This is a genomic window from Alteromonas alvinellae (assembly GCF_902705805.1).
In genome coordinates, this window is sequence record NZ_CACSIH010000212.1 from 1 (window position 1) to 23,493 (window position 23,493).

A 23,493-nucleotide genomic window follows, 5' to 3' on the forward strand; every position below is an offset into this window, starting at 1 on the left:
AGAGGGGAAAATCCCTAGAACCCCTATTTGTTTGCGCTTATGTAAGCATTGGCCTGGTTTAATGCCAATACTTGATTTCTAGGGTTATGCGTAACGTGAGGTCTTAGCATTTCAACGGCTTTTAAAGGCTCACCTTGCGAAATATAGATATCTGTCATAGCGTCGAGATAAAAGAGGTTTCCTCTATCTTTTGCTATTAACTCATCCATAATGTCTTTGGCTTTTTCGATTTTTTCGGCGCGCATATAAGCAAGCGCTAAACCATATAATGACGCTTCTTTACTGCGCTGTACGTCTTGAGCCACTGCCGCTTCGAAATATTCTACAGCGTAATCAGCTTTAAACGAGTAGCGTGCCTTTATACGTGCTTTAGCCAACTCGAATTGCTTGTTAATGGGTAAGTAGCGTCTAGGATAGTCACCAGCGCGATTTCTCGCATCAGCAATACGGGTTTCGGTTAAAGGGTGAGTGAGCAGCCTTGCGGGTGGACGAGAAACCATACGGTATTCTTCTGCCATTGTTGAGAAAAACGATGCTGCAGCATTGGGATCAAAACCGGCTCTCGCCAGCATAGCAATGCCTATTCTGTCTGCTTCTTGTTCGTTGGAGCGGGTGTAGTCGATTTGCATCTGTGCTGAGGCTGCTGAACCTGCCTGCATGGCGGCAATGCCCGCTTCTGGGTTAGCCATTGCAATGAGTACACCGCCGATAAGTGACGCCAAGGCTAGGGGAGATGAGCGCTGCTGCGCCTGCATACGTCGCGCTATGTGGCGTTGAGTTACGTGAGAAATTTCGTGCGCTAGCACCGAAGCCAGTTCACTTTCATTTTCAGCACGACGCATTAAACCTGTGTGAACACCAATGTGACCGCCAAAAAACGCAAATGCGTTAATGGCATCATTATTGACCCAGAAAAATTCAAAAGGAAACTTGGCGTTGTCAGCATGGACAACCAATCGGTTGCCAACATCCTGTAGATATTCATCCAGAACCGGATCTGAGATTACTGGACTTTGACCGCGCATTTGCCGCATTACGGCATCGCCAACGATCATCTCCTTATCAAGCGATATGGCGTCTGACGCAACAACACCTATTTCAGGTAACGCATTTTTATTACTGTAATTGGCATCTTGTGCAACAGCCGTGAGGCTCGATGTGAGCACGAAGGAAAGGGCAACCAAAGATGCTGAAAACTTTTTTCTCATGAACCTACAATCATTGTATATGGTTAATACTGCTTAATCCTTAGAGCGCTAAGTTGCTAAACAGTTTCAATTTTTATTTATTTCTTATATGCGTTATTTTCGAATAAACGAGACAATATCGCCTACGCTATTTCGTTTATGACACGACGTTTGTACCAATGCGACACACAAACGCATCCAGTTTATTCTTTTACTGTTGTAACAACCACTCTACACATTAATGCTTATACTGTAAAAACATCATACCAGTTTGATTTTGAAAGATTCTTAACTACTACTTATTGCTAATTGCCTGCGCTATCAACTATGATGCGTGTCCTATTCTTGGTTATTTCTAGGCGTTCCTATGATTAGCGTTTTTGGTCGATGGTACCGACGCAAATTTTCCGATCCAGATGCAGCGATGCTGCTGATTTTGATTCTTCTAACTACAACAGTATTGCTGTTGTGGGGCGAACTAATTATGCCTGTGCTGGTTGCAGCGGTTATAGCTTATTTGCTTGACTGGCCGGTAAGTCGCTTAGTGAATGTTGGTGTTAGTCGCACCTTGGCATGTGGCGTTGTATTGCTCGGGTTTATCACCATCACTATTTTAACCTTGATTGGTCTGGTTCCCATTATTTCCAAGCAGAGTGTAAACCTTATTCAGGAAACGCCGTTAATTTGGCAAAAAGCTCAAGAGTGGATATTGACGTTGCCAGATAAGTATCCAGATTACGTGCAGGTGTATCAAATCCATCAAATGATGGAAGGGCTAAATGACAAGTTAGTAGAAGTGGGGGAAACCCTAATTTCTGCTTCGTTCAGCAATATCGCCAATTTAGCCGCACTGCTAGTTTATATGGTGCTGGTGCCCTTGATGGTATTTTTCATGCTGAAAGATAAGCTTTTCTTTCTAGACAGCATTTCTCGTTTGTTGCCAAAAGAGCGCCGCTTAATCACCCAAGTGGGCCACGAGATGAATTCTCAAATCGCTAATTATATTCGCGGCAAGGTGATTGAGATTATTATAGTTGGCGTAGTGAGTTGTGTAACCTTCGTGCTTATGGATTTACGTTACGCCATCTTACTTGGGGTTTTAGTCGGGTTTTCTGTACTTATTCCATATATCGGTGCTGCAGTGGTAACCATACCCGTCGCAATTGTTGCAATGTTTCAGTGGGGTATATCGCCAGAGTTTTGGTATCTAATGATAGCTTACGGCATTATCCAGGCGTTAGATGGTAATTTACTGGTTCCGTTATTGTTCTCTGAGGCGGTAAGTCTTCACCCGCTTTATATCATTGTTGCTGTTCTGGTGTTTGGCGGTCTTTGGGGCTTTTGGGGCGTCTTTTTCGCTATTCCTCTCGCTACCCTCGTGAAGGCGGTAATTACAGCGTGGTCTAGTAACCCCGTTATTGTACCCGAAGAGGCAAAGTAGTTATTCCCATTTGGCGAACCAGTCAGCGCCATCCAGTACGAGATTCAAAACGAGTACTGATTCAAATAGGCGTTATAGGTAAACACTGATACGAATTGAGTAAGTATAAAAAAGCCCCGAAAACATAATGTTATCGGGGCTTTTTAAATTCTATACCGGTTTAGCTGTTTAGATAATCAAGTACTACGGTGTGGTGTTCTTTTGTTTTGAACTTGTTGAAAACGTGCTCAATAACACCGTTTTCATCCACGAGGAATGTTTGACGATGAATGCCATCATACTCTTTACCCATAAACTTTTTAGGTCCCCACACACCAAAAGCGTCGGCAACGGCGTGGTCTTCATCAGAAAGCAACGTAAAGTTTAGGTTTTCTTTTTCGATGAATTTAGGCAGGCGTTTAACTGCATCAGGGCTAATTCCTAGCACAACCACATTTTTCGCCGTTAGTTCTTCGTTTACGTCGCGTAAGCCCTGGGCTTGTACTGTGCAACCTGGCGTCATCGCTTTAGGGTAAAAATAAACCAGTACTTTTTTACCTGCGAAATCAGCTAAAGATACGGTTTCATCATTTTGGTTCTGCAATGAGAATTGTGGGGCTTTATCACCAGCTTGTAACGTTTTCATTGGGATCCTTTTTTTGTTTGTCTACAACTTTGCCTGTCACATTTAACGAAGTGAACAGGGACATTAGATCAGATTCTAGTGCGTCTACATTTTCATTAGAGGGAAGAGAAACAACAAATTTGCAACGCATGTTGTCTTTACCCGATGTCTTGTCTTTAAATGTGCGTTGTCTAAATGCGCTTATCATTGCATGACGCTCGGCAAAAAAGCCGGTTACCGCTTTAATCAAGCCAGCTGCGTCTTCTCCGCTAAACTCGACATTAAAAAGATGGGCGAGGTTTTGCTTTTCGTGATGGCTAGTGCGCTTCATCATAGAAAGCAGGTCAAGGCGCTGAAATAGCGCAGGTAAAATACATTCAGCTTTTGTGATAGCGCTTTGCGTTCCTTCTATGATCATGGTCAGCGAGAACTCTTTGCCGTAAATGGCTTGCCTGCTATCTAGAATATTGCACTGAGCTTCTGATACCGTCGTTGCAATTTCGCTTAAAATGCCACTTTTGTCTGTCCCTAGAATGGTGACGATAAGTTGGTGTTTCGACATCTACTTCACTTCAATGTTAATAATGTCGGGATGTTAGCACAGAGTTTTTTTATAAGTCAGCGCCTTTTTCTGGCCTTTGAATAAGATATTGTCAAATTCTTGTCATTTTACTTGCGCTATTACTTGTGTTTAAGCACCGACATATTTACCATGTGCGCTTACATTTTTCGGAGAGATTATGTTTACTGGTAGTTACGTTGCACTCGTCACGCCGATGTTCGAAAACGGCGATATTGATTACAAGTCTTTAGAGAAACTTGTGAAGTTTCATGTAGAGCAGGGCACCCACGGAATAGTGTCGGTCGGGACTACTGGTGAGTCAGCAACGCTACCTTTCGATGAGCACATTGATGTGGTTAAAGAAACCGTTGCAATGGCATCGGGAGCAATTCCGGTAATTGCGGGTAGTGGCGCAAACTCTACGGCAGAGGCTATTTTTCTTACGGAGCAGTTAGGCTCTACAGGTATTGACGGTTTCTTAAGTGTTGTACCTTATTACAACAAGCCTCAACAAGCTGGCATGGTCGCACACTTCAATGCAATTGCAGACGCCAGCGACTTACCGGTTATTCTTTACAATGTACCTGGCCGTACTGTTGCCGACATGCTTCCTGAGACGGTAGCAAAACTAGCAACCCACAAAAATATCGTTGGTCTTAAAGACGCAACCGGTAATATCGCACGCCTTAAGGCTACTCAGCCATTGGTTCCAGATGACTTTGTACTACTAAGTGGCGACGACGGCTCAAGCTGCGAGTTTATGTGTGAAGGCGGCCACGGCGTTATCTCTGTTACCGCCAACATAGTGCCAAAAGCGATCGCGCAGATGTGTGAAGCTGCACTAGATAAGAATTTTGATAAATGTCGCGAGATTGATGAAACCATCAAGTTGCTTCATAGCGAGCTATTTATTGAGCCAAATCCAGTAATGCCCAAGTGGGCATTGTACAAAATGGGCATGATGGAAAGCGCAGTGATGCGATTACCTATGGTTTTACCGGAACTATCAAGCCAAAAACGTATCGAAGAACTACTAAAAAAATACGCATTGATTTCTGGTTAATAAGGAACACAGATGAAAAGAACGCTGGCTATAGCAAGTTCAGTAGCGATGGTTGCACTTGCAGGTTGTTCAAGCCAAATAGATAGAAAAACTGCGTCTGGCAGCTACGAATACTTAAAAACTAAAGAACAAGAAACGCTTAAAGTACCCTCTGACTTAGATGCACCTGCTTTTTCTCGTGATTTTACATTACCTGAGCTAGGCCAAGAGGCCGACCCGAAGCTAGTGGGCAAATCTTTGATGATTCGTTCGCCTGCGCTTGTTTTACCATTAGTAACTGGCTCTCACATTGAAGAGGGAAAAAGCTCAGCAACCATTTGGTTTGACCAAGTTGATGACAGCCAGCCATTAAGTCGAGCAATTTGGAATTCGCTTTTGAGCTTCCTTGATGAGCAAGGGATTGGTGTTGATAGCTTTAGTCCGGAAGAAAAAGTGCTGGTCACTGACTGGATGGTTATGACTAAAGAAATCGAAGGTCCTTGGTATAGCTTTATAGATGAAGAAAGCGAAATCGGTCGACGTTTTGAATTCAGCTTAGACGTTAAGCCTCATGGCCGAAGCGCTGCGTTGACCGTGGAACTTAAAGACTACATGCAAACCTTGGGCAATGATGTGATTGCAGAGGTATCTTCGATGGAAGAACGCCGTGAAGAGGTAGAAGTCTTAAACCAGGTTATTGGTCATTATGAATATCAGATTCAACTAGCAGAAACGCGAAGAATTGCTCGTATCCGTCAGGGTATCAATACCGAGATGGGCTTTAATGCCGATGGTGATGCGGCGTATATCGTAGAAGCTAAGTATGATGTAGCGTGGCCAAGAATGCTGTTAGTACTGCGTAAGCTTGGTTTTGACGTTAAAGATTTAGATAAATCAAACGGCCTATTATTTGTCACTTACAATGGTGATCAAGGTAGTTGGTGGGATGGTTTATTCTCAAGCGATAAAGAGTTACTAAAGAAAGGTGACTATCGTTTGAAAGTTGCAAGAGCGGGTGCAGATCGCACGTCAGTTACCTTCATGAATAATGAAAGTGTACCGTTTGAAGCAAATCAGGTTTCCGACCTTTACAGTGCATTTGCTGAGGTCATGTCAGAAGATAACCTTGATATATAACTGAGACTGAGAATGGAAAAACGCGACGAGCTTTACCGCGGTAAAGCAAAAACTGTTTATTACACTGATGATAGCGATAAACTTATTCTTCACTTTAGAAACGACACTTCGGCGTTTGATGGTGAGAAGATTGAACAGCTAGAACGCAAAGGTGAAGTAAACAACAAGTTTAATCACTTTATTATGACAAAGCTTGAAGAAGCAGGCATTGCAACGCAAGTTGAGGAGCTGGTTTCTGACACTGAGTCTTTGGTTAAGAAGCTCGACATGATCCCTGTTGAGTGTGTGGTGAGAAACTTGTCTGCTGGCTCTTTAGTTCGCAGACTGGGTGTGGAAGAGGGCAAAGAGCTTAACCCACCTATTTTCGAGTTTTTCTTAAAGAATGATGCACTTCACGACCCAATGGTAAATGACTACCATATTTTATCATTTGGTTGGGCAACCGAAGCGCAAATTGCTGAAATGAAAGCATTGACCTTCAAGGTTAACAGTGTTTTGAAAGCACTTTTTGATGACGCGGGTATGTTGCTTGTAGACTATAAACTAGAGTTTGGTGTCGACAAAGATGGCAATATCGTACTAGGTGATGAGTTTACACCAGATGGCTGTCGCTTGTGGGATAAAGAAACCCGTAAAAAGATGGACAAAGACCGCTTTAGACAAGGTTTGGGCTCTGTTGTCGAGACATATATTGAAGTGGCTGAGCGCTTAGGCTTATCGCTTTAATAATCTCATCTCTTAGATACTTGTTAAAAGAGGACCATGATGGTCCTCTTTTTTGTTTATACATTCTTTCTTCACTTTTCACCTGTTAAATCATTACATTATCCGTATGATAGTTTTCCTTACGGACTAAAACAGGATAAGTTAGTGCTGTTGCTGGATATTTCATAATTAAATAGGGAGTTTCAGGTTGTTGAAAACGTTTCTTTTGGTCGCTGTAGCGATGGGCGCTTTCGCTGCAAATTCTCTACTTTGTCGAATGGCACTTGCCAATACCGACATAGATCCAGCTAGTTTCACACTTTTACGCTTAACCAGCGGGGCGTTAGCGCTATTACTGTTATCTTCTTACTCTCTGCGTCGTGGCGTGAAAAGCGCGTCTTCTCAAAGCGTGTTTAAAGGTCTCAAAGCCAACGCAAGTGTGCTTGGTGGAATCACTTTGTTTGTTTACGCTATCTGCTTCTCATTTGCCTATATTTCTATGTCGACAGGGACTGGAGCGTTATTACTATTTGGCGCAGTCCAACTTACCATGATCACGGTAGGCTTAATAAACGGGGAACGATTTAACAGTCGGCAGTGGCTGGGTTTTGTTCTGGCGTTTATAGGTCTGGTAATTTTATTATTGCCCAGTGCATCAGCGCCTTCGTTACTTGCCGGTTCACTCATGGTTTTAGCTGGTATGGCATGGGGAGTCTATTCGCTGTTAGGTAAAAAAAGTAGCTCAGCCCTTATGTCTACCACTGGAAATTTCATTTACGCGTCTTTTTTGTGTGTTCCCCTAATAGGTGTTGTCTTATCAGTGGGAGCAGACCAATTTGTATTAGATAAAGTAGGGATGTATTACGCGCTTGCATCAGGAATATTTGCCTCGGGCTGTGGATACGCAATTTGGTATCGTGCGCTTCCTCTTATCAAGTCGACCACCGCCGCAACTGTGCAACTTAGCGTTCCTGTACTCGCTTCATTGATGGGATGGTTGGCGCTAGGCGAACAGTTTACAGCGCAAATAATGCTTGCTTCGGTAATGACGTTAGGTGGAATTTACTTAGTGATAAAGAAGGCATAGCATGGTTGTCATTGCTTATTGACCACATGTCGAGTGTAAGCCAGCCTCCAAATTAAGAGCACGAACCCATTAGATGTTAATAGAAAGTTTATTGATATCACAGTCAGTGCAGGTGTATCTTATGTAAAAGAGCATCACGACACTGTTGAGTCAGCACTATCGGAAGCCGATGACGCATTATATAAAGCCAAAGAGAGCGGCAAAAGTAATGTCCAACTGGCCTGATAACGCTATTGAAATCGCGCGGAAGTCCGAGCGTAATTCGACCGGGTGTGATTTAGGAGCGAATTGTGCGCGCACCACCGATAATTTCTAATGAAAATGAACGCGTTGCTGCACTCAAGCGACTGGGTGTGCTAGACACTCCGCCGGAAGAGCGTTTTGACCGTATAACGCGACTCGCTAGCAGCGTTTTTAATTGTAATTTCGCATCGATAACGCTTATTGACGAAAACAGGCAATGGTTTAAGTCTGCCGTTAATCTTGATATGGCCGAAACAACGCGGCACGTGGCTTTTTGCGCCCACACTATTGCGCAAGACAAAACTTTAATTGTGCCCGATACACTTAACGATCCTCGGTTTAACAACAATCCCTATGTAGTTGGCCATCCTCATATTCGCTTTTATGCCGGTGTTAGACTGATGGTTGAAGGATTCCCAGTCGGTACGCTGTGTGTATTTGACGATGCTGCAAAAACGCTTAATGACGCCCAAATACAACAGTTAGAAAACCTCGCGCAACTTGCTGAATCTGAACTTAAGAGGCAAGAATACAATGACCTTTCTCTTCAATTGGAAGAATACCAATATCGACTAGCTCAAACACAAAAAATCACCCGTGTTAGGAGCGCTATTTTAGAGAAAGTGGTAAATGCAGAATCACTACATACCGTGCTCCACGACATTGTGAATGCTATAGAGGCCGAATACACAGATCAAATTTGCAGTATCCTGCTATTAGAAGATGGCACGCTGAAAAAGGGTGCTGCGCCTTCTTTACCCGACTTTTATAACGACGCTATCGATGGCGTTGAGTTTGGTGTAGGCAGGGGATCATGTGGAAATACAGCCGCGACGAACTTACCGACCAATGTTGAAGATATCAGTACGCACCCCTTTTGGACCGATTGGAAAGATTTAGCATTGCGCGCTGGTGTGCGCTCGTGTTGGTCGCAACCGATTCAGGGGTCAAACGGTGAGGTCATTGGTACCTTCGCCATCTATCACAGAGAAAAGGCCATACCGACGGCCGATGAAATGTTGCTAATTGAGCAGTTCGCGCATATTGCCAGCATTGCCATTGAAAGAGAGCTCGCGAACCAACTTATTTGGAGACAGGCGAATTTTGATTCGCTAACTGGGCTTCCCAATAGAAATCTTATGTTGGACCACTTGCAGCTGGCATTAAAAACCGCTGATAGAGACAATGAAAAGGTAGCAGTGATATTTTTAGATTTAGATAATTTTAAAGATATCAATGATACGCTTGGTCACGATATGGGCGACAAGCTTCTTATTGAGTGCGCTAAGCGAATAAAACAATGTTTGCGTTCAGATGACACCGTATCCCGGTTAGGTGGTGATGAGTTCGTTATTATTCTGAACAGCATCAAAGGCTTGAGTTCTATCGAGCAGGTCATTCAGAAATTGCTTAGAACAATAGGTAAGCCTTACATATTAGAGTTAGAACGTGTGCATACTAGCGCAAGTTTAGGGGTTACGCTGTACCCTGACGATGCGAAAGACGTAAAAAGCCTCTTAAAGAATGCCGATCAAGCGATGTACGGTGCGAAAGACCAAGGTAAAAATAGTTACCAGTATTATACCCACGACATGCAAACTGCAGCAATCAAAAGAATGACCTTGTTGAATGATTTGCGCTATGCAGTTAAGAACAAAGAATTGTTTATTGAGTACCAGCCAATTGCATGTTTCAGTAGCCAGAAAGTGATGAAAGCTGAAGCGTTACTTCGATGGCAGCATCCCACGAAGGGGAGAATTACACCTGATGAATTTATTCCACTTGCTGAAGAATCTGGACTCATCATTGATATCAGTAATTGGGTATTTAATGAAGTCTGTGCCAATATCAAACAATGGAAAGCCGAAAACCGTCAAGAGCTGCAGGTGAGTATTAATACGTCACCTAGCCACTACTTCAATTTAGAATCTAATATAACTCAATGGTTAAACCTGCTTTTAGACCAGAAGATCTCTGCGCGTTCTATACTTCTTGAAGTCACGGAAAACTTATTAATGGAAGCCAACGAGATGGTGTCCAAGAAGCTTTTCCAGTTTAGGCAAGCAGGCGTTGATATCGCGTTGGATGATTTTGGTACAGGTTACAGCTCTATTTCATATTTAAAGCGCTTTCCTACAGACTTTATCAAGATTGACAGGAGCTTTGTGAAGTCGATGACTGACGTTAGCAATGATAAGGTGCAGTGTGAAGCCATTATTGTAATGGCAAAAAAACTCGGTATAAAAGTTGTGGCTGAAGGTGTAGAGACGCAAGAGCAATACGATATTTTAAGGAGTATGGGCTGTGATTACGCGCAAGGCTATTTGATTGCCGAGCCTCTGAGCAAAACTGACTTTGAGGCTTTCTGGCAAAAGCACTAGCACAGCTAGAACAGTGCTAGTGCTTGCAGAAATCCGCCCTAAGAAAGGGTTGCCAACGCTTTGCCTGAGTATTGCTCTAGTTCATCCGTCCGGTTTTCTTTTATCTTGTTCGCCCAATTAGGATCTTGTAAAAGTGCCCGTCCCACTGCGACCAGATCAAACTCGCCCGCATCCAGCCTCTCTAGTAAGTCGTCCACCGAACGAGTACTTGAATCTTGTCCTTTAAACGCACCGAAGAAGTCGTCATTTAAACCTACCGACCCTACTGTAATGGTGGGCTTACCTGTAAGCTTTTTCGTCCAGCCAGCAAGATTCAAATTGCTACCCTCAAACTCGTTTTCCCAGTAACGGCGCTGAGAACAATGGAAAACATCAACACCAGCTTCACTTAGAGGTATTAAAAACTGCTCTAACTCCTGAGGGGAGTGGGCCAAGCGTGCGGTATAGTCTTGTTGTTTCCACTGTGAATAGCGAAGAATAATAGGGAAATCTGGGCCTGTAGCAGCGCGTATAGCCTTAATAATTTCGACAGCAAAACGCCCGCGGTTCTCCATGCTGCCTCCCCAACTATCACTTCTTTGGTTGGTGCCTTCCCAGAAAAACTGGTCGATTAAGTAACCGTGTGCGCCATGAATTTCTATCCCATCCATACCGATGGATTTAGCATCAGCTGCAGCTTGCGCAAAGGCCGCTATCACAGACTCAATGTGTTGCACAGTCATCGGTTCAGCACCTTGTTTTCTAGGTTTGAATAAACCTGAAGGTCCTGCACTTGGTAGGTCAGGAAAAGGCGCTTTTTCTGCAACCCTTGCCATACCTACGTGCCACAGCTGAGGCATAATTTTTCCACCTACACTGTGAACCTCATCTACTACGGTTTTCCATCCGCTTAAGGCTTGTTCGCCGTGGAATTGAGGAATATTGGCGTCCATTGTCGCAACGTTATCGTTAACCGTGGTGCCCTCAGTAATAATTAACCCTGTACCACCTTGCGCACGACGCTTGTAATAAGCCGCAACATCAGGTGTTGGAACACCGTTCGGTGAGAACTGGCGGGTCATAGGGGCCATAACGATACGGTTGGTTAATGAAAGATTGCCATGTGAGTAAGGCTTAAACAGGGCGTTAGTTGCCATCTTTTATTCCTGAAATTTATTTTGCGTTTGGGCCTTTTGGTAGTATCACCTACTAGGTAACTTACTGGCCTGACTAAAATACTTCCAACATCCAACGGGGTAAGAGACATTGAAATTGAAGAAAATCAAACGGTTCCTTTTCGCAAAACCGTCAAGTACATTTGATACTACTGTGGAAGACAGCTAAGTCAATTTTCAAATGCTGATAGTAGGCCATAAGTAACAGTTAACTGTAGAGCACTACCGAAGTGCTCTAGACAAAATGCTCAATCGAGGATTTCGACAATTTCTCTTGTGGCTTGAATTAGTCTAACCACTTTGTTCTCAATGCGAACGGTAATAATACCGTCATCACCCATTGGGACTATTACTTTTCCATGTTCGTAAATATCGTGGTCCAAACGCTTGCCAACAATTAGTTTCTTTTCCCAACCTGGCGGTAGTTTGCCCGTGCGCTCATACTTCTTCTCTATGCCCGGAGGAAGTGTCTTATCCTTTTGTGGGTAATTGGGGTTGGCATCTGCTGGTAGACTGTTTATTGTGAATGCACACGCTATACCTAGAAGCGGTAAAATTTTCATGGTTAACCTCTCGTCTTGTTGAATAGCGACCTTCTTTAGCATTAGCTCTGCCAGAGCGCTATTAGGGTAGAAGCATACAAAGCTCAACGTCCAGCTACTTCCATTTGATACTCATTAAAAAATATAGCTGAGTGACGGATTTACTGCGAAAAACATACCAGCTAGATAAAACTTTTTAGGTAAATAGCTCAATAAAAATAAAATAGACATGTAATTTAAAATGCAATTTAAAATCATGTGCTTAGGTAAGAACGAAAGAGAGAATACAATGAGTGATATTCCATTTACACGAGAAGAGAAAGAAGTATTGGTCGCTAAATTGCAACAATATTTTGATGATGAATTAGGTATTGAACTGGGTCAGTTTGACGGTGACTTCTTGCTTGATTTCATTAGTAAAGAGATGGGTGCATCGTTTTACAACAAAGGAGTGAGCGATGCGAGAACCGTTGTTGCGTCGCGTCTGCAAGTGATTGATGAAGAGTTGTACGCGATTGAAAAGATCCTTTAATGCAAGATTAGGTTTCTTCTTTCCGAAATCAGGTGCTAAAAACTGAAGAGGTTCGCGGCAAAGCCATAGATAATACGATTTTTTCAGGCTTGAGTATGAAGTTAAAGAGGAACTTTTATTTTTAATGGGCGTTTAGCCACGCAACAACATGGAAGAATCTCATCGTCGTCAATGAAGGCTAGGGGATCGGTAGTGTACTCAACTTCGCCTTCAATAAGTTTTGTTCGGCATGCACCACAAAAACCTTCACGGCAATGGTAGTGAATATGAACGTCCGCTTCTTCAAGGGCGTGTAAGAGGGTTTTATCTTGGGGGGCAATAATCGCCCCCACATCGACAACGTCGATGCGGAGTGATTTATCGTTACTACTCATTAAGCTGTAGTTTTACAGCTCAAAATCAGCAAAGTCATCTTCGCTTACAGCAGAATCGATCTGTCCTACCAGATAAGAACTGATTTCAGACTCTTGAGGTGCCACCTGCACATTGTCTGAGTTCAGATAGTTGTTCATCCATGGAAGTGGATTACTGCTAACCTCAAATGGCATGTCTAGGCCAATGGCAGACATACGCTGGTTAGCAATATACTCGACGTATTGGCAAAGAATTTCCTTGTTCAGACCAATCATTGAACCGTTTTGGAACAAGTAGTCAGCCCACTGCTTTTCTTGCTCAACGGCGTTCATAAAGATAGCACGCGCTTCTTCTTTACATTCTTCTGCAATTTGCGCCATTTCAGGGTCATCTTTACCCTTAGCCCACAAATTAAGGATATGCTGTGTTGAAGATAAGTGCAGATTCTCGTCACGGGCAATCAAACGAATAATCTTAGAATTACCTTCCATCAGCTTCCGCTCAGCGAAAGCGAATGTGCAGGCAAAAGACACGTAGAAACGGATTGCTTCCAGTGCGTTCACCGAGTTCATGCATAGGTAAAGCTTCTTCTTAAGCTCATACATGTTGATAGTGTGTGCAACACCATTCACTGTATGTACGCCTTCACCCTGTGTCTGCCAAAGCTGAGTGGCGAAAATGAGATCATCGTAATATTTAGAAATATCAGCAGCACGTCGCTTAATTTCGTCATTCACTACGATATCTTCGAATATTTCGCTTGGGTCTGAGAACAAGTTTCTCAAAATATGAGTATACGAACGTGAGTGAATAGTCTCAAAGAAAGACCATGTTTCAACCCAAGTTTCTAACTCTGGTAGTGAAATAATAGGCAAGAACGCGATGTTCGGACTACGGCCTTGCACCGAATCTAACAGGGTTTGGTACTTAAGGTTTGAAATAAAGATGTGCTTTTCTGGGTCGGTTAGTTTTTGAAAATCAACACGGTCGCGAGAAACGTCAACTTCTTCAGGGCGCCAAAAAAAGCTAATTTGCTTCTCAATAAGCTTTTCGAATATGGCATGCTTTTGCTGGTCGTAGCGTGCAACGTTTACGGGGTTACCGAAAAACATCGGCTCGATCAATGGATTAGTACTTTGCTGATTAAACGTAGTGTATTTCATGATGGCCTAACTAAAAACTTAATGATTAACGCGTATTATTGTTTGTGTTCTTGCTGCGAAACGTTAATGGCAAATGCAGTTAACTCCTTTTATGCATTTGCCATTTAAACAGGGGGCGTGTTCTAAATCTTACACGCACCACCTGCACAATCATCATCTTCCTCTACAACCACTTCCTCTTGACGTGGCATAGGCTCGCTCGCTTTAGCATCGAGAGCAGAGGTGTCTGACGCGCCGTCGCGAGTGTTATGATAGTAAAGTGTTTTAACGCCCAGTTTATACGTAGTAAGAAGGTCCTTAAGAAGAAGCTTCATTGGTACCTTGTTACCTTCGTAACGGCTTGGATCGTAGTTGGTATTCGCTGAGATAGTTTGGTCGATAAACTTCTGCATGATACCAACAAGTTGTAGGTAACCATCGTTTGAAGGAATATCCCAAAGTAGCTCATATTGGTCTCTTAGCGTTTCGTACTCAGGTACAACTTGCTTAAGAACACCATCTTTGCTCGACTTAATGCTGATAAAGCCACGCGGTGGCTCAATGCCGTTTGTCGCGTTAGAAATCTGAGAAGACGTCTCTGACGGCATTAATGCTGACAGCGTAGAGTTACGCAAACCGTGAGTTTTGATTTCTTCACGAAGTGCATCCCAGTCGTAATGAAGTGGTTCATTACATACGCTGTCAAGATCTTTCTTGTAGCTATCAATTGGCATGATGCCTTGAGAATAGGTGGTTTCGTTAAACTTAGGACACGCACCTTTTTCTTTAGCAAGATTGTTCGACGCTTTAAGTAGATAGTACTGCATTGCTTCGAACGTGCGGTGAACTAGACCGTTCGCGCTGTGATCAGAATATTTAACGCCATTTTTAGCAAGGTAGTATGCAAAGTTGATAACACCAACACCCAGCGTACGACGTCCCATTGTTGCGTTATACGCAGCAGGAACAGGATAGTCTTGGTAATCAAGCAGGTTATCTAGCGCACGTACTGCAAGGTCAGACAGCTCTTCAAACTCGTCCAGTGATTTAATCGCACCTAAGTTAAACGCTGACAGCGTACATAGTGCAATTTCACCATTCTCATCATTAACGTGCTGAAGCGGCTTAGTAGGTAGCGCAATTTCAAGGCACAGGTTGCTCTGACGAACTGGCGCAACTTCTGGGTTAAACGGGCTGTGCGTATTACAGTGGTCAACGTTTTGTAGATAAATACGACCTGTGCTTGCACGCTCTTGCATGAACAAGCTGAATAGCTCCATGGCTTTAATTTGCTTTTTGCGGATGCTGTCGTCGTTTTCGTATTTAACGTATAGCTCTTCAAACTTCTCTTGGTCAGCGAAGAAGGCATCGTAAAGACCAGGCACGTCAGACGGGCTGAATAGTGAGATGTAGCCGTCTTTCATCATGCGCTGGTACATTAGTTTGTTGAACTGAACGCCGTAGTCTAGGTGACGTACACGGTTTTCTTCAACACCGCGGTTATTCTTAAGCACTAATAGTGATTCTACTTCCATATGCCAGATAGGGTAGAACAACGTAGCAGCGCCACCACGAACACCACCTTGTGAACAGCTTTTAACGGCTGTTTGGAAGTATTTGTAGAATGGAATACAACCCGTATGGAATGCTTCACCGCCGCGAATAGGGCTACCTAGTGCGCGAATACGGCCTGCATTAACACCGATACCAGCACGCTGACTTACGTATTTAACAATGGCACTTGCCGTTGCATTGATTGAATCTAAGCTGTCGCCGGTCTCGATAAGTACACATGAGCTAAACTGGCGAGTAGGCGTACGTACGCCAGCCATAATAGGTGTAGGCAACGACAGCTTGAATGTTGAAGCAGCATCGTAGAAGCGGCGAATGTAGTCCATACGCGTCGCTTTGTCATAATTTGCGAAAAGACAGGCAGCCACTAAGATATATAGGAACTGTGCACTTTCGTAAATTTCACCAGTAACACGGTTTTGGACCAAGTACTTGCCTTCAAGCTGCTTAACTGCGGCATAGCTGAAATTCATGTCTCGCCAATGGTCAATGTACGTGTCCATCTCAGCAAATTCTTCAGGCGTGTAGTCTTCAAGCAGGTGCTTATCATACTTGCCCATATCAACCATCTTACCTACATGCTCAAGTAGGGCAGGCGGCTCAAATTGACCATAGGCTTTTTTGCGAAGGTGGAAAATGGCCAAGCGCGCAGCTAGGTATTGATAATCTGGCGCATCGGTAGAGATTAAATCTGCTGCTGATTTGATCAGGGTTTCGTGGATCTCACTGGTGTTAATACCATCATAGAACTGAATCTGTGCCTTGATTTCAACTTGTGAAACAGAAACGTTTTTAAGTCCTTTCGCTGCCCATGTAACGACTTTGTGAATTTTCTCTAAGTCGATGGACTCTTTTTCACCGTTGCGTTTGGTGACGAATAAGTTGTTGTTCATGTTACTGGCCGTTTTTCTGTTAGCGCTTGAAGCGTGGACTATCATGAGCCCATTTTCGTTTTTAATTTTAATTGTGGGCGCTGTTATCGAACTTGGCTCACGCCAGATAACTACACACACTAAAGCGGCCTAAACCAATACTGGACGTATAAAGTAGAGACTGCCTTTTTAATTCTTTACTGCTTTGTATTTTCAGCGAGGTTAACGTTGCAGGCCATAAATGACACCACCAAAGATGATCTGCAGATCTGTTTGATCCCGAAAATCTGTGTTGGGATCGCGTGCTGAATTAAACACAAGATAGTGAGGTTTTGACTTGATTGCAACCCAATATCTGGTGGTATTTCGAGCACTCAATCTGGCATGAAATTTATGTTAGTAACAACTAACTTTTTAGCGTTCTACAAGCGTAAAATATCTGGAATGCAAGCGTTTTAAAGAAAATCTTAATCGTAAAAATTAATTTATTCTTAGAATTAAGTTTTTATATAAACACGATATATGGTGTTTAAAATATCGCCGCAGCCCAATATATAGTGTTAAATTAACTTTGCGCTACTGTATATAGTAAGTAGTTTACGTCTACATTATTAGACGAAAGATAAAAGCCCTGCGAAATTGGGTCCATGTGCAAACCCGTCATATCACGGGGTAAAAGACCTGCTTGGTCTGTCATCGACATAAGTTCAGACGGCTTTATAAATTTACTGTGATCGTGGGTGCCTTTTGGAACCAGTTTAAGGATATATTCCGCTCCTACGATCCCCATCAGATACGACTTTAGGTTTCGGTTAAGCGTAGAAAAGAAAACATGGCCACCAGGCTTAACCAACTTAGCACAGGCCAGCACAACAGAAGCCGGGTCGGGTACATGCTCCAACATTTCCATACAGGTCACCACGTCGAACTGTCCCGCATTTGCTTCTGCGAATGCTTCGGCAGTTGAACATACGTAGTCAACTTTTATACCTGATTCTAAACCGTGCAGCTTCGCTACTTCTAACGAGGCTTCTGCCATATCTAAACCTGTTACCGTCGCGCCTGCACGTGCCATAGACTCTGCTAGAATACCGCCACCACAGCCAATATCGACGACCTTTTTGTCAAACAGGCCTTCACTGTGTTGATTAATGAAGTCTAAGCGAAGTGGGTTAATAAGGTGCAATGGCTTAAATTCACCTTCTGGATCCCACCAGCGAGAAGCGAGTTCAGAGAACTTATTGATTTCTTGTTGATCGACGTTCGTCATGAGTAAAACAATCCTTAATCTATCTATTTTTAAGATATCGTAAATTACGGTTGTGTTTCACTGTTTTTAAACAGAAATAGACAAATTATAAGAAGGGTCGAACGAAAAATAATCGCTTGCCTTTTAGTTGATTAATAAGCGTAATTAAGCGCTACATAATTCTGTCATCAAGTGGTACACTCGAAGCACGATTATGACCCACATAATAATAACAGTGCGCTCCCACGCCTTGCTTTCACAACGATGTGAAGCGAAGTGCTGGATAACGCAGAACAAACCAAGATAAAGGGATTAAGCAGTTTATGTCTGATAACGCTAAAGAAATCCTCCCCGTTAATATTGAGGAAGAGTTAAAAAACTCTTACCTTGATTACGCGATGAGCGTTATTGTCGGGCGAGCCTTGCCTGACGTAAGAGATGGCTTGAAGCCAGTGCACCGTCGTGTGCTGTTCGCAATGAACGAACTGAAAAACGACTTTAACAAGCCATACAAAAAATCTGCCCGTGTGGTAGGTGACGTAATTGGTAAATATCACCCTCACGGTGACTCTGCAGTTTACGACACTATTGTTCGTATGGCGCAACCGTTCTCGCTTCGCTACATGTTGGTAGACGGTCAAGGTAACTTCGGATCGGTAGATGGCGACTCAGCTGCTGCGATGCGTTATACCGAAGTTCGCATGGCAAAAATTGCGCACGAATTACTCGCCGATTTAGATAAAGAAACCGTTGATTTCGTACCTAACTACGATGGTACAGAACATATCCCTGAAGTATTGCCTACGAAGGTGCCTAACCTTCTTGTTAACGGCTCCCCGGGTATCGCGGTTGGTATGGCGACGAATATTCCGCCACATAACCTCACCGAAGTGATCAACGGCTGCGTAGCGTTAATACAAGATCCATCAATTACCATTGATGATCTAATGACCCACATTCCAGGTCCTGACTTCCCAACGGCTGCAATGATAAGTGGTCGTAAAGGTATTGAAGATGCGTATCGCACAGGTCGCGGTAAAATTTATCTTCGCGCTAAGGCGGAAATTGAAACTGACAGCAACGGCAAAGAAACCATTGTTGTTAACGAGATCCCTTACCAGGTTAACAAAGCGCGTCTTATTGAAAAGATTGCTGAACTGGTAAAAGAAAAGCGCATCGAAGGCGTTTCTGCACTGCGAGACGAGTCTGATAAAGACGGTATGCGCATTGTTATTGAAGTGAAGCGAAACGAGTCTGCAGAGGTTCTACTTAACCACTTATATGCCAATACCCAGCTTCAGACGGTATTCGGTATTAACATGGTTGCGCTTGATAACGGTCAGCCAAAGGTATTTAACCTTAAAGAAACGCTTGAAGCGTTTATTCTTCACCGTCGTGAAGTGGTTACTCGTCGTACCGTATTTGAATTACGTAAAGCTCGCGACCGTGCTCACATCCTTGAAGGTTTGGCGATAGCGCTTGCGAACATCGACCCAATTATCGAGTTGATTAAAGCGTCACAAAGCCCAGCAGACGCCAAGAAATCGCTTGTAGCACAAGGTTGGGACTTAGGTGATGTAGCGCAAATGCTGGAGCGCGCAGGCGATGACGCTGCACGCCCTGATTGGCTAATGCCAGAATTTGGTATTCGCGACGGCAAGTACTATCTGACAGAACAGCAAGCGCAAGCTATTCTTGACCTTCGCTTACACAAGCTAACAGGTCTTGAGCACGAGAAAATTCTAGAAGAGTATAAGCAACTTCTAGAGATCATCGCAGAACTTCTTCACATCCTAAATAGCCCAGAGCGTTTGATGGAAGTGATTCAAGAAGAACTTGAAAAAGTACGTGATGAATTTGGTGATGAACGTCGTACTGAAATTACGGCAGCAAGTCACGATATTGATATTGAAGATCTTATAGAGCAAGAAGATGTTGTAGTAACGCTTTCTCGCGAAGGTTATGTGAAATATCAAAAACTTACAGACTACGAAGCACAGCGTCGTGGTGGCCGTGGTAAGTCAGCAACCAAGATGAAAGATGAAGATTTCATCGAAAGATTATTGGTAGCTAATACCCACGATCACATACTTTGCTTCTCAACCCGTGGTCGCTTGTACTGGTTGAAAGTGTATCAATTGCCGTTTGCTAGCCGTAATGCGCGCGGACGCCCAATTGTTAACATTCTACCGCTTGAAGAAAACGAACGTATTACTGCTATTCTTCCTATTAAAGAATTTGAAGAAGGCAAGTTTGTACTGATGGCAACGGCAAACGGTACAGTTAAAAAGACTGACCTAAGCCTATACTCTCGCCCTCGTTCAAGCGGTATTATCGCTGTTAACCTGAACGAAGGTGATGAGCTGATTGGTGTTGATATCACTCACGGTGATGACGACATAATGTTGTTCTCTGACGCGGGTAAAGTAGTTCGCTTTAACGAGAAGCTTCGCGACAGCGAAACCGGTGAAGTTAAGCGTGACCCAGAGACGGGTGAAGAGCTTCTGGCACTTCGTCCAATGGGAAGAACGGCAACAGGTGTTCGCGGTATTCGTCTGCAAGATGGACAAAAAGTGGTATCACTCATTGTTCCAAAAGGCGATGGTCCAATCCTGACAGCTACAGAGAATGGTTTCGGTAAGCGTACTCCGCTTGAAGATTACCCTGCGAAGAGCCGTGCTACACAAGGTGTTGTATCAATTAAGGTGTCTGAGCGTAACGGTAAAGTGGTTGGTGCGGTTCAGGTAGACGAAACCAACGAAATTATGCTTATTAGTGACCAAGGCACACTGGTTCGTACCCGTGTGGGCGAAGTGTCAGTAGTAGGCCGTAACACACAAGGGGTTCGCTTGATACGTACAGTAGAAGGTGAACACGTTGTAGGGTTACAGCGTATTGAAGAAGTGGAAGAGTTACAAGAACTCGATGAGGACGGTAACCCAATCATTTCTGAAGATACGCCAGAACAAGCAGAAACTGCTGTTCAAGAGCAATTGAACACCGCAGAAGACGGTGACGGCTCAACGACAGAAGAGTAGGGATAGGGCGCAGGTATCCATACTTGCGCATTATCAGTGTTCTTTCAAACAAGCGGCTTTAGCCGCTTGTTTACCTAATAGACCCGCAAAACGTTTAACAAAGCGGGTCAAACGGTAATTATCTACAGGTGTTGAAAAACGCGATGAAAGAGGTTTTTAACTTTAGTGCTGGCCCCGCCATGCTTCCAAAAGAAGTTATGGAAAAAGCACAATCAGAATTTACAAATTGGCGCGATTTAGGCTGCTCGGTCATGGAAGTTAGCCATCGTGGTAAAGACTTCATTGAAATAGCGGCAAAAGCCGAGCAAGATTTGCGAGAATTGCTGTCCATTCCTTCCAACTACCATGTGCTGTTTACGCACGGTGGTGGTCGCGGGCAATTTGCGGCTGTCCCTCTTAACTTATCCAAGGCCGATGACACTAGTCTGCATTTAGTCAGTGGCTCTTGGTCAAAGGGAGCGGTAGACGAAGCAAATAAATACAATCGTGCCGTTGTTGTGGGTCAAGTATCTGAAAAAGATGGCCTACATTATATTGCGCCACCTCAGTTGAGCGACATAGACCAATCTGCCGCGTATTACCATTTCTGTCCAAATGAAACCGTTGACGGAATTGCTTTCGATTGGCTACCAGAGTCGGGCAAGGTTCCGCTGGTTTCTGATATGTCTTCGACAATATTGTCACAGCCGTTAGATGTAGCAAAGCATGGCGTCATATACGCTGGAGCACAAAAGAATATTGGACCAAGCGGCTTATCAGTTGTTATTGTTCGCGAAGACTTGGTTGGCAAAGCACGTAAAGAAACGCCCTCTATCTTCGATTATGCATTAGCGGCAAAGTCTGACTCTATGTACAACACACCGCCAACGTTCTCATGGTACTTAGCGGGGCTTGTATTTGAATGGCTTAAAGATATGGGCGGCGTTGACGCTATGGCTAAACGCAATGCTGAAAAGGCGGCGTTATTGTATTCAGCTATCGATAGCTCTGATTTCTATTCAAGTAAAGTTCACCCTGACAACCGTTCAAAAATGAACGTGCCGTTTCATTTAGCCAATGCTGAACTCGACGGATTGTTCCTAAAACAGTCACAAGAAGCAGGGTTACTTGCTCTTAAAGGGCATCGTTCAGTAGGGGGCATGCGTGCCAGTATTTATAATGCAATGCCAGTAGAGGGCATTGTTGCGCTAGTTGAATTTATGCGCGAATTTGAAAGAGTGAATGGATAAAATGGAGCAGTTAACATTAGACCCGATTGCAAAAGTATCGGGAGAGGTCAATGTACCTGGCTCAAAAAGTCTGTCTAACCGCGCACTACTGCTTGCCGCGTTAGCTGAAGGTGAAACTGAATTAACCAACTTGCTAGATAGCGAAGATATTGAGCATATGCTTAATGCACTCACCAAATTAGGCATCAACTACCGCTTGAGCGAAGACAAAACTCAATGCGTTGTTCAAGGTAACGGTGGCGCGTTCAACGTAGCTGAGCCACTAGAGCTTTTCCTAGGCAATGCCGGTACTGCAATGCGACCTTTGTGCGCTGCACTCGCTGCTAGTAACGTCGACACAGTACTTACCGGTGAACCGCGTATGGAAGAGCGTCCAATTGGTGATTTAGTGGATGCGCTGCGCGAAGCTGATGCTGACGTCACCTATCTCAAAAACGAAGGTTTCCCGCCGCTTCAAATTAAGGGTAAAACTTTAAACGGTGGCGAAATGTCAGTAGACGGCAGTGTATCTAGCCAGTTTTTAACTGCTCTTTTGATGGCTGCGCCGTTATTTTCAGGTGATGTGACTATTCGTATAAAAGGTGAGTTGGTTTCTAAGCCTTATATCGATATCACGTTAGATACCATGGCAAAGTTCGGCGTTACAGTTGTAAATGATAACTACCAAACGTTCACGGTTTCTGGTGACGCTAAGTATATTGCGCCGAGTAAATTTATGGTAGAAGGCGATGCATCGTCAGCGTCTTACTTCCTTGCAGCCGGTGCCATTAAAGGTGGAACGGTACGCGTAACCGGAATTGGCCAAAACAGCATTCAAGGTGACATTCGTTTTGCTGATGTACTCGAGGCCATGGGAGCAACGGTGGTTTGGCACGATGAATATGTTGAAATAACGGGTGCGCCGCTTAAAGGCGTGAACATGGATATGAACCATATTCCAGATGCAGCGATGACCATTGCTACGACGGCATTGTTTGCTGAAGGTCCAACTACCATGACCAACATTTATAACTGGCGTGTCAAGGAAACAGACCGTCTAGCGGCTATGGCCACTGAGCTTCAAAAGTTGGGGGCGAAAGTAGAAGAAGGGCACGACTATATTAAAGTGTGGCCAACTGACTCGCTAAAACATGCTGAGATAGACACGTATAACGACCATCGTATTGCCATGTGTTTCTCGCTTGTTGCACTAAGCGATACGCCGGTAACAATAAACGACCCGGGCTGCACGCGCAAAACGTTTCCAGACTACTTTACCCGCTTTAAAACACTGTATAGCAATCAGTAAAGTGTGGCAACGACCTTGCGTAATCGTGTAAGGTCTTGGTCACATAACGCGTAACCGCGCCATATTTATCCAAATGTACAATGCCACCGCTAGTAGGTGGCATTGCTTATCTTGAACTAAAGCGTATAATTG

At 43.8% G+C, this 23,493-nt stretch carries 19 protein-coding genes and 1 pseudogene; 11 read left to right on the forward strand and 9 right to left on the reverse strand.

Annotated features, from left to right (window positions below; all coding sequences use genetic code 11):
- Positions 1-26 precede the first annotated feature (26 nt).
- Positions 27-1,208: pseudogene (locus tag ACX5KA_RS15630) on the reverse strand (M48 family metalloprotease); the annotation flags it as partial.
- 346 nt (positions 1,209-1,554) lie between these two features.
- Here ACX5KA_RS15630 and ACX5KA_RS15635 point away from each other — a divergent pair.
- Positions 1,555-2,628 (forward strand): AI-2E family transporter, encoded by a 1,074-nt coding sequence (locus ACX5KA_RS15635; protein WP_039220808.1) that lies wholly within the window; start codon positions 1,555-1,557, stop codon positions 2,626-2,628.
- Between the two features lie 160 nt (positions 2,629-2,788).
- Here the strand turns inward: ACX5KA_RS15635 and bcp are convergent, their stop codons facing one another.
- A complete protein-coding gene (gene bcp, locus ACX5KA_RS15640) occupies positions 2,789-3,253 on the reverse strand; it encodes a thioredoxin-dependent thiol peroxidase (RefSeq protein ID WP_014949662.1) in 465 nt (154 codons plus the stop codon).
- On the reverse strand, positions 3,231-3,794 hold the full coding sequence (locus ACX5KA_RS15645) for a glycine cleavage system transcriptional repressor (RefSeq protein WP_014949661.1): 564 nt from the start codon (positions 3,792-3,794) through the stop codon (positions 3,231-3,233). Before ACX5KA_RS15645 ends, bcp begins: the two co-directional genes overlap by 23 nt.
- Positions 3,795-3,972: 178 nt before the next feature.
- Here ACX5KA_RS15645 and dapA point away from each other — a divergent pair, with 178 nt between their 5' ends.
- The 6 genes from dapA to ACX5KA_RS15675 all read left to right on the forward strand — a co-directional run bounded on the left by dapA (position 3,973) and on the right by ACX5KA_RS15675 (position 10,389).
- Positions 3,973-4,857: a 4-hydroxy-tetrahydrodipicolinate synthase gene (gene dapA, locus ACX5KA_RS15650; RefSeq protein WP_014998514.1), complete on the forward strand. Its 885-nt coding sequence runs from the start codon at positions 3,973-3,975 to the stop codon at positions 4,855-4,857.
- 12 nt (positions 4,858-4,869) lie between these two features.
- The gene (gene bamC, locus ACX5KA_RS15655; RefSeq protein WP_039220813.1) at positions 4,870-5,973 is read left to right on the forward strand and encodes an outer membrane protein assembly factor BamC; all 1,104 of its coding nucleotides are present in this window, start codon (positions 4,870-4,872) and stop codon (positions 5,971-5,973) included.
- A 12-nt stretch (positions 5,974-5,985) separates the two neighbouring features.
- Entirely contained in the window at positions 5,986-6,699 is a 714-nt protein-coding gene (gene purC, locus ACX5KA_RS15660; RefSeq protein WP_039220816.1) for a phosphoribosylaminoimidazolesuccinocarboxamide synthase, read from the forward strand.
- Positions 6,700-6,886: 187 nt separating this feature from the next.
- Positions 6,887-7,765: a DMT family transporter gene (locus ACX5KA_RS15665; RefSeq protein ID WP_458731619.1), complete on the forward strand. Its 879-nt coding sequence runs from the start codon at positions 6,887-6,889 to the stop codon at positions 7,763-7,765.
- A gap of 51 nt (positions 7,766-7,816) precedes the next feature.
- A complete protein-coding gene (locus ACX5KA_RS15670; protein WP_458731630.1) occupies positions 7,817-7,990 on the forward strand; it encodes a GGDEF domain-containing protein in 174 nt (57 codons plus the stop codon).
- 65 nt (positions 7,991-8,055) lie between these two features.
- The gene (locus ACX5KA_RS15675) at positions 8,056-10,389 is read left to right on the forward strand and encodes a sensor domain-containing phosphodiesterase (protein WP_458731620.1); all 2,334 of its coding nucleotides are present in this window, start codon (positions 8,056-8,058) and stop codon (positions 10,387-10,389) included.
- A gap of 38 nt (positions 10,390-10,427) precedes the next feature.
- Here ACX5KA_RS15675 and ACX5KA_RS15680 read toward each other — a convergent pair whose 3' ends face one another.
- Together ACX5KA_RS15680 and ACX5KA_RS15685 are read right to left on the reverse strand one after the other, a co-directional pair.
- Entirely contained in the window at positions 10,428-11,525 is a 1,098-nt protein-coding gene (locus ACX5KA_RS15680) for an NADH:flavin oxidoreductase (RefSeq protein ID WP_458731621.1), read from the reverse strand.
- A 266-nt stretch (positions 11,526-11,791) separates the two neighbouring features.
- Entirely contained in the window at positions 11,792-12,148 is a 357-nt protein-coding gene (locus ACX5KA_RS15685) for a hypothetical protein (protein WP_458731622.1), read from the reverse strand.
- Between the two features lie 226 nt (positions 12,149-12,374).
- Between ACX5KA_RS15685 and ACX5KA_RS15690 the strand changes: the two genes are divergently transcribed.
- Positions 12,375-12,617: a DUF2164 domain-containing protein gene (locus tag ACX5KA_RS15690; RefSeq protein ID WP_039220826.1), complete on the forward strand. Its 243-nt coding sequence runs from the start codon at positions 12,375-12,377 to the stop codon at positions 12,615-12,617.
- Between the two features lie 101 nt (positions 12,618-12,718).
- Here ACX5KA_RS15690 and yfaE read toward each other — a convergent pair whose 3' ends face one another.
- From yfaE to ubiG, 4 genes are all read right to left on the reverse strand, one after another.
- Entirely contained in the window at positions 12,719-12,991 is a 273-nt protein-coding gene (yfaE, locus tag ACX5KA_RS15695) for a class I ribonucleotide reductase maintenance protein YfaE (protein ID WP_039220829.1), read from the reverse strand.
- A gap of 12 nt (positions 12,992-13,003) precedes the next feature.
- Entirely contained in the window at positions 13,004-14,134 is a 1,131-nt protein-coding gene (gene nrdB, locus ACX5KA_RS15700) for a class Ia ribonucleoside-diphosphate reductase subunit beta (protein WP_039220832.1), read from the reverse strand.
- 122 nt (positions 14,135-14,256) lie between these two features.
- Positions 14,257-16,578 carry a class 1a ribonucleoside-diphosphate reductase subunit alpha gene (nrdA, locus tag ACX5KA_RS15705; protein WP_136781687.1) on the reverse strand — a complete coding sequence of 774 codons (2,322 nt, stop codon included), beginning with the start codon at positions 16,576-16,578 and terminating at the stop codon, positions 14,257-14,259.
- A 544-nt stretch (positions 16,579-17,122) separates the two neighbouring features.
- Positions 17,123-17,827, reverse strand: coding sequence for a bifunctional 2-polyprenyl-6-hydroxyphenol methylase/3-demethylubiquinol 3-O-methyltransferase UbiG (ubiG, locus tag ACX5KA_RS15710; RefSeq protein ID WP_458731623.1), 705 nt, complete (start codon positions 17,825-17,827; stop codon positions 17,123-17,125).
- A gap of 302 nt (positions 17,828-18,129) precedes the next feature.
- Here ubiG and gyrA point away from each other — a divergent pair, with 302 nt between their 5' ends.
- The 3 genes from gyrA to aroA all read left to right on the forward strand — a co-directional run bounded on the left by gyrA (position 18,130) and on the right by aroA (position 23,361).
- Positions 18,130-20,844 carry a DNA topoisomerase (ATP-hydrolyzing) subunit A gene (gyrA, locus tag ACX5KA_RS15715; protein WP_458731624.1) on the forward strand — a complete coding sequence of 905 codons (2,715 nt, stop codon included), beginning with the start codon at positions 18,130-18,132 and terminating at the stop codon, positions 20,842-20,844.
- Between the two features lie 143 nt (positions 20,845-20,987).
- Positions 20,988-22,073, forward strand: a complete 1,086-nt coding sequence (gene serC, locus ACX5KA_RS15720) for a 3-phosphoserine/phosphohydroxythreonine transaminase (RefSeq protein WP_039220845.1) — start codon at positions 20,988-20,990, stop codon at positions 22,071-22,073.
- Between the two features lies 1 nt (position 22,074).
- Positions 22,075-23,361: a 3-phosphoshikimate 1-carboxyvinyltransferase gene (aroA, locus tag ACX5KA_RS15725; RefSeq protein WP_039220902.1), complete on the forward strand. Its 1,287-nt coding sequence runs from the start codon at positions 22,075-22,077 to the stop codon at positions 23,359-23,361.
- Positions 23,362-23,493 lie beyond the last annotated feature (132 nt).